Origin of the sequence: Streptomyces calidiresistens (assembly GCF_014141525.1) — a bacterium.
Lineage (GTDB): Bacteria > Actinomycetota > Actinomycetes > Streptomycetales > Streptomycetaceae > Streptomyces > Streptomyces calidiresistens.
Genome location: NZ_VKHS01000116.1, coordinates 1 through 10,090 on the forward strand (window position 1 = coordinate 1; position 10,090 = coordinate 10,090).

Here is a 10,090-nt window from a genome sequence, read left to right on the forward strand (position 1 = left end):
CGTTGGGGGTGTGGGTGCGGCCCGCCTCGGAGGGGTCCGGGGCGGGCCGCAGGGTGTCGCCGAAACGGCGGTGGGTGCGTCCGGAACCGTGGGTCAGGCCGCCTCGGTGACCGGCGCGGCCGGGGTGGGGGTGGTGCGGGGCAGGTAGCGGATCCAGCGCCAGGGCACCTCGGAGGCGGGCGGAAGCTCGGCGACCTCCCCGGGGGTCACCCACCGGCCCGGGGCGGCGCCGTGGCGCGCGACCTCGGCGGCGGCCTCGGCGGCGGCCTGGCTGGAGTGGATGCTGTGCACGCGCCCGTAATGGAGAAGCACCACCGTGCCCGCGGCGGCCAGCGCGTCCCGCAACTCGATCACCTCGGCCCTCGCGGTCCGGGCCTCGGCCCGGGCGGCGTCCCGCTCGCGGGTGCACTGGCGCAGTACCTCGTGCAGGCCGTCGGCGTGCTGCTGTGCCTCGTCCCGGGCGGTGGTCAGGGCGGTGATGGTGGCGGTCGCCTCGGTGAGTGCGGCTCGGGCGCGGGCCAGCGCGGCCCGGGTGGCATCGAGTTCGGCACGGGCGTCGTCGTGGTCGGTGCGCGCCACGGCGAGTTTGTCCTCCAGCTCGACCGCGCGGTCGGCGGTCTCGTGCAGGGCGGCAAGGGCGGTCGTGCGGATGATGCGGATCATCAGGAGTGCTCCTGTCGGGATGTCGGTGCGGGGTGAAGTGCGGTGACCCGGTGCCCGGTGTCCCAGACGCGGGCGGCGAGAGCTGCGGCCAGGTGCAGGGCGGCGCGCACGGCGGGGTGTCGGGGGCCGTGGCGTGCCGCTGCCCGCCGCGCCAGGGATGCGGCGCGGCGGGCAGCGGGTATCGGGTCGGGCCGGGTGGTGGTCAGCCGACCGGTCCGTGGCACAGCGGGCATTCGAAGTCGTCGCCCAGGTCGACGTTGCACTTCTGGCACTGGAGTGCGGTGGTGCCCTGGTGGCGGGCGGCCCGGCGGGTGCGGCGGCCGGTGCCGGGGCCGGTGAGGGCGACGGCGGCCAGGCCCACGGCGGCGGTGACGGCCAGGAGCAGCGGGAGGTGGCCGGTACCGGGAGCAATGCCACCGGAGGAGTAGTCCCAGCCGAAGCACTCGTCGCACTCCCAGCGGTCACCCCGCCGGGTCATCGAGACGCCGCAGCAGGTCGGGGCGTTGGCGGTGTCGGCGGGTGAGGTCCGTCGGCGGGAGCGTGTGATGATGAGAGCCACAGGTGAGTCCTTTCGCAAGAGGTGCCTGTGACGACGGCCTCGGGGTGCCTCCCGGGGCCGTCACCTATGTGGTGGGGCAGGTGGTCCTGCATCCCCCGCGCACCACCGGCCCGGGGGGCTGGTGGTGACGGGCAGCGCAGGACGCTGCGGGGTGACGCGCTCTCAGGTGTCGCGTCGGGTCGCCTTTTCACCGGGAGGCGAGGGCCCGCGACCGGCGCTCCCCTGCGTCGGTCAGTAGGTTGGTCCGCTTACCGGGTGCGAGCGTCATGGCGTGACCGCCGCCCGGGTGGGCGGGGGTAGGGGATCGCTCGGCTCGCGTGGCACGGTCCGGGGTTGCTCTCGCGTCCCCGAGCCGTACCGCCGTTCGCGGTGACCGGATTTCTGGCTCCGGTCGGCCCTTCTGACGCCGTGCGATCCGGTTACCTCCCCGCTCACCCCACCGTTGTCGGTCGGGCCATGTCGGGGGTCGTCACCCGGTGCTCGGCATCTCCAGTTCTCAAAGTGCAGGTGCTGCCCTTGGGTCCCGGCCGGTCACGGCTGGTGGGAGAGCCTCTGGGCGCTGGGTGCTGGGCGTGGGCCCGGCTCCCGCGACGCGGACCCGCCCGGTAGGGCGAGCCGCATCGTGGGGGCCGGGATCAGGCCGCAGCAGACAGGGGGAGGACGTCGACGGCGCGGTGCGCCCGGAGGACGTCGGCGAGCAGCTGGTCCTCGTCGGCGGCCCCGGCCCGGGTGAGAGGGGCGGGGTCCAGACGGGCGAGGTAGGCCGTCGACCGCTGCCGCACGAGGGTGCGGACCGCGCGGGCCAGGGACGCGGGGAGCCCGGACACCGGGTCGGTGTCCGGGCTCAGAGCGGGGATCGTCGGCACGGCGGCCAGGGCGAGCGCCTGGTCCGCGATCGCGTCGGCGTGCGGCCACTCGGTGGGGGTGAGCAGGCTGTTCACGTACGAAACGAGGCGAGTACGGACGGTGGTGCAGGCAGTGCCAGGCATCTTGACCTCCCAGATCATCATCACATGTAGCACTGTCCATCACGTGATGGAGTGCAACCCTGGGAGACATTGGCATGGAGATGCGCACCTGTCAAGCACCATCACGTGATGGACTCTCCATCCATCACGTGTTGGACTTGCCTTGATCGCCTCTGCGTGGAAGGGTGGACCGCATGGCAGACACGTACCTCGAACTCGCGGACCGCCTGGCCCGGGTCGCCCAGGAGATGGCGCCTGGTCAGCAGTTCGCGACCGTGCCGGAGATCGCGCGGAACTACGAGGTGCACCGAAACACAGCCTCGCGGGCCATTCAGCACCTCAAGGAACGCGGGGTGCTGACCGGAAAAAAGGGCGGAAAAACCTGGGTGCGCGTTCCCCCAATTCGGGCGGTTCGCCGCAACACCCGCTACCAGGTCGAAAAAGACCTTGCCCTCAAATCCGAGGAAGAACGGCGCGGAAACGGCGTCTCCGAGCTGGACTCAGGGGTTTCCCTCTCGGAAATCCACGAGGACACCTTCGAGCACTCCGTGGTGGACTGCCCCGCTCATGTAGCGGATTTCTTTGGTTTCCCGGAAGGAACCAAAGTTCTTCGACGCAAGAGGGTGCGGCGTCACCGCCAGGGCGGCGGCTCGGGAACCTCGGTCTCCTACATCCCATACGACCTGGCCAGCAGAAACCCCGAGCTTTTTGATGAGTCGCGGGAGCCCTGGCCCGGCGGCACCATGCATCAACTCCACACCCTGGGAGTGGAGGTTGCACGCATTGATGACCACATCACCGCCAGCATGCCAACCGATGAGGAAATGGAGCTACAAGATATCCCTCAGGGCGTTCCGGTCATTCGCGTCACGAAGGTGAGTATTTCGACTAACGGGCGCGTAGTTGAGGTTACAGAAATTCCGCTCCCGGCCGACCGTTCGCAGCTCATCTATTCCACGCATCTGGAGTTGTGGTGACCCGAACTTATTCCGTGATAACCGCCGTATATGATGGTGGTGAAAAATACCTCGGCGAACTCTCCGAGTGCATGGAATCGCATGCACTGAAAATGCCTTCGGGCTGGCAACTGGAGTGGATCGTTCAAGAGGACGGAACTACCGGCCGGCCCTTGCGTGATGTGCCGACAGCTTCATGGGTCTCTACCGGTTGTGCCCGTCGTGGTGGCGCTGCGGTGGCTCGCACCATGGCCATGTCTCGAGTCACCGGCGAGATCGTGCGCACCGTAGACGCGGACGACCTCCTCACGGAGGGAGCGCTGGGGCGCGACATCGAGGCGCTGGAGACTTCAGGGGCCGGTTGGTGTATCTCCCCTGCCCTCGATCTCATGCCGGACGGCTCTCTGCTCCCAGGCCCTCGCGATCCGGCTGAGGGGTGGCTCGACTACGAAGCGCTGATGCAGGGGTACCGGGACGACCTGTTCGCCGTGGTCGCTACACACCTGGCTGCGCGGACCGAGCTGCTGCACGCTCTCGGGGGATGGCCAGCTCTGCCCGCCTGGGAGACCATCGGCGCTGTTCTGCGCTGTGCTGCGGTGACGCCGGGGTGGATGCTCGCGCAGCCCGGAGGGCTCTACCGCAAGCACAGCGATCAGACCACTGCCCGCGAGAGCTACGCCGACACGGCTGACTTCACGGCCCTGGCCGCCCTTGTGGAGTTCCAGGCCGTAGCCCTCAAGGCCACTGGCTGGCAGTGGGATTCGACCCCTCTAACTCCACGGGACACGGGGAGGCATAAGATCACTACCTAAAGCGATGAGGCCGCCCCGTTGACGCGGGAACGGCCTCCACGACTCCCGTAACTCTCCAGAAACTGAGTCGTACGCAGTTGGTCCGGCGGCTGGAACCGTCGGGCCTGTGGCCAGCATACCCGCATGTGCGCCCATGCACACCGCGACCCGGGTCACGCAGCTGCGCACGACTCCCCTACCGAGGGGACCACGTGCTCCACCTGCACTATCGACCCACCACCGCGCCGGGGCGGTTCGCCCCGGGTGCCGCCGGCCCGGACGTGCCGGGCCGTGCCGAAGATTTCTCAACTTTCTCGGGGGGAGAGGTCACAAACGGCCGCTTCGGCGGACTTGTTCAGGGTGTGACGCTCTTCTCCTGCCCGGCTTCTCCGGTCCTTCCGTCCGGCGGGCACCAGCTGGTGCCCGCGGTTCACTCGTTCGCTTCCCCCGCGCGTCGCGCCCGGACGCTCCTCGTTGGAGGTGCGTGGTGATGGCGACGGCGACGAAGGCGCGGAAGTCGGTCCCGGCCTCCCCGGTGGGGGAGGCCGGGCCGGTGCCGATGTGGTCGGCCGGGGAGGCCCTGGTGCTGTCGGACCGGCTTCGGGCACGGTTGTCGGCGGTGGTCGACACGCTGCTCGCGGACCCGGAGTTGGCCGGTGCGCCGGACAGTGTGCGCCTGGCGGTGGTGGTCCTCGCGGCCAAGACCAACGCCGCGGACCTGACCGCGACGGTGTCGGCCCCCGAGCTCGGCCGGTGGCTGGGTGTCTCCGACTCCCTGGTGCGGCACCAAATCCGGCCCCGGCTGCAGCGCGGCCCGGCGCCCAGTGTCGAGGTGGAGGCGGACCCGGCGCCGGGTGCCGAGCGGGGACGGACCCTGGGCCTGCGCTGGACGGTGGAGGCGCTGGCGAGCGCCCGCCACGAAGCCGACCGGGAGAGCCACCTGCGGCTGACCAAAGCCGAGTTCGCGACGTGGCTGCGGCTGATGGAGGCGCTGATCGGGCCGGGGTGGCGGCACCGGGACGGCTCGGTCACCGAGCCGGGCATCCTGGGGTCGCGCACCGGACACGGCGCCGCCACCGAGCGCCTGGCGCTGGTGCGGGCGGTGCTGGCCGGACGCCCGGACGGCACGGTGCGGATGTGCGGCGGGCCGGTGGACGCCCGCGGCCGCGCGGCGACCACGGTGGGCCGGCTGCTGGACACCGACAGCCAGGCCGGGGAGCGGGTGTTGGAGCAGCTGGCGACGTGCGGGGCGCTGGCCCGAGTGCCGGGCGCCCGGGAGCGCCTGGTGGTGCCGGCGGTGGCCGCCGCGCACCAGCGGATGCGCAACGCCCGACGGGCGGCCGGACGGGCCCCGCAGGCCCCGGTTACCGGTGCGATTGTGACCAGTGAGGGGGCCGGGGCAAGTGCAGGGGGGGGTCAGATCCGGCTGCCGGAGGCATCGTCCCTGGTCAGCCCCTACAAGACGGCCGATTTCGAGGTCTCCCGGAGTGCAGCCCTTCACGCTGACCACACACCGGTGGTTGAGGACTCAGAAGAAAGTGCGGGTGGGGAATCGGGCTGTTCCGGCGTAGCCGGTCAGCCGGTCACCCGCCGTCGCCGGAAGCGCGCGCACCCGCGCGAGGACCGGCCCGACACCCGGGTCACGGGCAGCCGCCGGGAGTCGGGGGTGCCCGCCCGCCGGCTGCGCCGGGACAAGCAGGATTCCCCCCCCGCTTCTGGTTCCGATGTGTGGCGTGCGGCCTGGCGGCCGATGCCGGACGACGTCGCGGAGGTGCTGACGGGACCGGCCCGGCCGCTGTGGACCCGCCTGCGCTCCCCCGACCAGCAGCAGCGGGCCATCGACGCGGTGCGCCGGGCCCTGGGCGTCATCTCCGGCACCATCGGCCCCGACACGGCCCCCGATGTCCTGTACCGGCGTCTGACGGCCCGTCTGACCGCCCAGGGCGGCGCCGAAGCGGTCGCGGACCCGCTCGGCTGGCTGACGGCCCGTGGGCTCCCCCGGCGCGGCTCCTGCCTCGACTCGCGGTGCGACGACGGGACCCTGATGGACACCGGCGGCGACTGCGCGGCCTGCGCCGTGCGCATCGGCGACCGCCGCGCGATCCGCCGCCAGGTCGCCGAAGAGGTCGCGGTCGAACTGCACCCCGCCACCCGGCCGGCCGAGCGCGCGAAGGTCACCGAGGCCCGCCTGCGGGAGCTGACGACCAAGCACGCGGCCGAGGCCGAGGAGCGCAACGCGCGGAACGCCGAAGCCGCCGCCGAACGGCGCCGGGAAGTCGAGGCCGAGGTCGCCGCACGCCGGGCCGCCGCCGCCGAAGCCGAAGCCGCCCGCGCGGCCACCGCGGCCACCGCGGCCGCGCGGCCGTGCGCCGACTGCGGCACGCCCGAGGCGGGCGGCCTGTGCCCGGCCTGCACCACCCGCCGCCAGGTCGCCGACGTCCTCGAGGAAGCCGCGATCCTGACCGCCGCGGTGCCCGGCATCGACCCCACCACCGAGCCCGCCGCCGCCCGGCAGGCCGTCGTCGACGCCCGGCAGGCCGTCGCCGACCGCATCGACGCGGCCGTCGCGGACGCGGCCGCCGACGGGGTGCAGGCAGCGCTGCTGCGCCAGGTCGCACTCTGGGCGGCCGACGCCGCCCGGGCCGATGCCCACCGTGCCGCCCTCGCCGCCTGGACCGCCTCCCCGGCCTCCGCAGCCGAGGCCCGGCAGGCCGCGGCCGCCGCGATGCGCGACCGCCACGCCTCCCTCGATGCCGCTCGGCGGGCGGCCGACACCGTCGCCCGCGAAGCCCGGGAGCTGGCGGCGCGTTGGCTGCTGGACCGCACCCGCACCGCCCTGGTCGACCTCGCCCGGGCCGGGGACGCCGGGGACGCCGGGGACGTCGACGCGGTCGTGCCCGCGCCCCGCACTGAGCCGGCCGCCCCCGCACCGGCGGGTTGCCCGGGGCACGACGGGGCCGGCTGCGGCACCCCGCCCCTGGACCCGGAGGCCGGACCGCTGTGCGGACACTGCACCGTGCGCAGCGCCCCCCGCCCCGCCCTCGGGGTCCGCACCCGCCGGACCACCCACCCGGTCACCACCCGCCGACACCGCCGCCGCACCGGCCGCTGACCGGCACCCCGGCCCTCACGCGCCGGTCGCCCGGTGCACCGGGGCGAGGGCCGGCCGCGAGGAGACGCACAGGGGCCCCGGGGAGCCTCTCCCCGGGTTCCCCGGCGCCGGAAGAGGGTCCCCGGGGGAAGTAGTCGGCGGCCGGCGACCCCTTGACCGCGCAGGTGGGAGAGGGGGCACGGCGCATCTGGGGGCAAGTTGTAGAGCAAGTTGCAGGGCACGTTACAGGGCCCGTTGTAAGGCAGGTTGTAGGGCAAGCGGCGGGCAGGGCAGGGCAGGGGCGAGGCGCCCCGGGAAGCGTCCTCGCCCGTGCCCTGCCCGCCGGTCAGATCACGATGCCGGGACCCGGCGGCCGGTAGTCACCCGGCACCGGCCCCTCCTCCTGGTCGTCGTCGGCGGCCGGGGCGACCGGCGCGATGTCCGCCGGATCCCGACGCACCACCCGGGCCCTCCACGGGTACTCCTCGGTGTTCGGCAGCGGCTCCCATTCGCCGACGGTCTCCCACCCGCCGGCTGCCAGGACCCGACTCGCCGCGGCCGGGTCGAAGTCCTCGTCGGGCCCGACGCCGGTGCAGTACCCCAGCGGCCCCGCCCCCTCGGGCAGGCCCTCCTCGATGTAGACGTGCCAGTCGGTGTCGTACGCCGCGTGCGCGATGGTCTCGGTCCCGATCGGGATCACCGGGCGGTCCCCGGTTTCGGTGTTCGTCATGGTTCCTCTTCTATCGTCACTCGCCGACACTCGGGGTGGAATCCCGGGATTCCGCCGCCGCCCACCGGCCGGGCCGATAGCATCGGGGCCGGTCCCCGCCGCCATCCCACCCCCCCTCGCGCGGCGGGGACCCTCCGTTCCCTGCGCCGGGAATCCCGGACGCCACCCCCGGTATCACCGCCGCGTTCGAAAGCGGGCCGGGTTTCATAAACGGCACCGGAAATGAGGCACGCTCACCCGCGTATTCGGCGGTCCCGCCACCGGTCCCGTACCGCGTTCCGATCCATGTTCCGATCCAGGTACCGACCCCGGTACCGACTCCGGTCCCCATTCCCCTCGGGGCCGGGCGTGGTCAACCGCAGGCCGCGCCCCGGATTCGGCCGGGGCCGCGCGCCGACAGGTCTCTCCCTGTACGGGAGAGAACCCGTTCTCTCGACACCCGGCGCCCGCCGGGCACGGGCCGCCCCGGGACCGCCCGGCGAGGGTGTGCTGGCGGTCTGCTGGGGGTGTGCCGGTGGTGTACCGCCGGGTGTACCGCCGCTGTACCGGTGGGTGTACCGCCACCGGCACACCCGGCGGCTCCCTGATCTGCGGGGACGACCCGTCCCGGGCGGTGACAGAAGCGGTGACCATACCCGTGTGGTGGGGAGCGGGACGGCTCGGCCACGGGTCGGCCACGGCCTGGTCCTCGACGTCGGATCGGCCACGGGTTCGGCCGCGCCCTGGTCCTCGTCCCCGGTTCGGTCGGGGCGTGGCGCAGCATCTGCCTGGCGGCCCCCGGTTCGGCCTCGGGGCGGCGTGCGGGGCCCGGTGGCCGCTGGCGGCCCGCAGGGCGGCCACACGGGCCCACAGCGGCCCGGCCGGGCCCGGCACGGCCCCTCCGGGCGGCTGCTGCGGCCACGGGGCGGCCGTGCGGCCACGGTGGCCGTTCTCCGGCCGGTGCGGCCACGGCTCCGGCCACGCCCCTCGGTGGCCGATCGGCCGGCGGCTCGGCCACGCCCTGGTGGCCGTTCCCGGATCGGCCAGAGGCCCGGCCACGTGCCTTGGTGGCCGTTTTCCCGATCGGCCACCGGCCACCGGCTCGGCCACGTCCTGGTCCTCGCCGCCGAATCGGCCACGCCACCGATCCGCCGGCCGATCCCGCCCCGGCCCCGCTCGGCCGCCGGATCGACCCTCCCCGTCCCCCTTCCTCCATCCGGGGTATGGTCACCGCCTCTGTCACGGCCCGGGACGGGTCGTCCCAGCAGGTCAGGAGCCCGGTGGGTGTGCTGGAGCGTGACGGGCACCGGCACACCCGCAGTACACCCGGGAGTACACCACCGGTACACCGCCGGTACACCCCCACCGAGGCCCGCGGACCACCCCGACCGACCGTTCCCCCGGCCCCCGGTCTCCTGCCCGGCCGCCGTGGCGACGCCCGCCCGGTGCAGCGCCCCGACCTGCGGTTGACCACCGTGGTCAAGCCCCCGGTCAACCCCTCGAAAGGGCATGGGAGCCCGTTATCCGCTCGGTTCGGAAGTGGTGGCGGCCCTCCATTCGGGAAGTCGGGAGAGCAGGGGAGAGCACGTGTTCCGGGACAGCGGAAGCGGACACGGAGGGCGCTCCCTGCCACCGGATTACACGGAAGTTCTGTTGCGTCGCGGAGACGCGAAGCCGTGCGTTTCCCTGGAGGAATCCGAAGGCCATGACGAATGGTGGGGAGAGGAAAAGCTTTCCGATTACGACGACAGCCGCTCCCGACCATTCCTCGACTACCGGTCACCGAATTCGGGCACCGGTGAAACGGAATCGGGAAACCGGTGATCCGGCGCCACTGGGCGCCGGGGCGGTCCCCAGTTTTCCCAACTTCTACCCATGATGCATCACCAATCCACGGGGCCGCGCGCCGGATGATCGGGCGGGAAGGAGGGGGCGCCCGGGGGTGGTCCCGGCGTTTCCCAACACCTACCGGTGATGCATCACGGGCCCCCGCCCGGCACGCTTCCAGCACCCGTTCCCGCCCCGGCTTCCCCGACCTCGTGCGGCCGGCCGCCCACCGGGCCCCGGGCTCCCGTTCCCGGCCGGTGCGCCCGACGGGCCGTCACCCCCACGAGCACCGCCCCACCCCGTAGCCGGCCCACGCATGTACCCCCGCCCACCACCGGGCCGCACCCGCCCGACCATCCGGGCCGCCCCCATGACCCGGGGCGCGGTGAATTGCGGAGCAATTCACCAAGGAATTCGCGGAGCGAATTCCCGGCATTCCCCGAAGGGGAATGCCCCCGTAAAGCGCGCAGCGCTTTACGGCCTACCGGGCCGCAGGCCCGGTGCGTCGTTCCTGCGGAGCAGGACC

Annotated in this window: 9 protein-coding genes; 4 read left to right on the top strand and 5 right to left on the bottom strand. The window is 73.1% G+C overall.

Translation table 11 applies throughout. The features are described 5' to 3' along the window. Positions 1–93: 93 nt before the first annotated feature. From FOE67_RS07655 to FOE67_RS07665, 3 genes are read right to left on the bottom strand one after another with little or no spacing between them, the layout of a single operon-like run. A complete protein-coding gene (locus FOE67_RS07655; protein WP_182661809.1) occupies positions 94–663 on the bottom strand; it encodes a hypothetical protein in 570 nt (189 codons plus the stop codon). Continuing rightward, positions 663–887: a hypothetical protein gene (locus tag FOE67_RS07660; protein WP_323384447.1), complete on the bottom strand. Its 225-nt coding sequence runs from the start codon at positions 885–887 to the stop codon at positions 663–665. Before FOE67_RS07660 ends, FOE67_RS07655 begins: the two co-directional genes overlap by 1 nt. After that, entirely contained in the window at positions 866–1,222 is a 357-nt protein-coding gene (locus FOE67_RS07665; RefSeq protein WP_182661813.1) for a hypothetical protein, read from the bottom strand. Before FOE67_RS07665 ends, FOE67_RS07660 begins: the two co-directional genes overlap by 22 nt. Before the next feature lie 2 nt (positions 1,223–1,224). Here FOE67_RS07665 and FOE67_RS29995 point away from each other — a divergent pair, with 2 nt between their 5' ends. Continuing rightward, complete coding sequence (locus FOE67_RS29995) at positions 1,225–1,350, top strand: hypothetical protein (RefSeq protein ID WP_267133312.1); 126 nt, start codon at positions 1,225–1,227, stop codon at positions 1,348–1,350. 507 nt (positions 1,351–1,857) lie between these two features. On the opposite strand, the gene FOE67_RS07670 is transcribed toward FOE67_RS29995, so the two are convergent. Further along, positions 1,858–2,211: a hypothetical protein gene (locus tag FOE67_RS07670; protein ID WP_182661815.1), complete on the bottom strand. Its 354-nt coding sequence runs from the start codon at positions 2,209–2,211 to the stop codon at positions 1,858–1,860. A 173-nt stretch (positions 2,212–2,384) separates the two neighbouring features. Here FOE67_RS07670 and FOE67_RS07675 point away from each other — a divergent pair, with 173 nt between their 5' ends. The 3 genes from FOE67_RS07675 to FOE67_RS07685 all read left to right on the top strand — a co-directional run bounded on the left by FOE67_RS07675 (position 2,385) and on the right by FOE67_RS07685 (position 7,049). Beyond that, complete coding sequence (locus FOE67_RS07675; protein WP_182661817.1) at positions 2,385–3,167, top strand: UTRA domain-containing protein; 783 nt, start codon at positions 2,385–2,387, stop codon at positions 3,165–3,167. Then, positions 3,164–3,958, top strand: coding sequence for a glycosyltransferase family 2 protein (locus tag FOE67_RS07680; RefSeq protein ID WP_182661819.1), 795 nt, complete (start codon positions 3,164–3,166; stop codon positions 3,956–3,958). The genes FOE67_RS07675 and FOE67_RS07680 overlap by 4 nt, the downstream gene beginning before the upstream one ends. Before the next feature lie 469 nt (positions 3,959–4,427). Further along, entirely contained in the window at positions 4,428–7,049 is a 2,622-nt protein-coding gene (locus FOE67_RS07685) for a hypothetical protein (protein ID WP_182661821.1), read from the top strand. Positions 7,050–7,374: 325 nt separating this feature from the next. Here the strand turns inward: FOE67_RS07685 and FOE67_RS07690 are convergent, their stop codons facing one another. Continuing rightward, positions 7,375–7,758, bottom strand: coding sequence for a hypothetical protein (locus FOE67_RS07690; protein WP_182661823.1), 384 nt, complete (start codon positions 7,756–7,758; stop codon positions 7,375–7,377). Positions 7,759–10,090 lie beyond the last annotated feature (2,332 nt).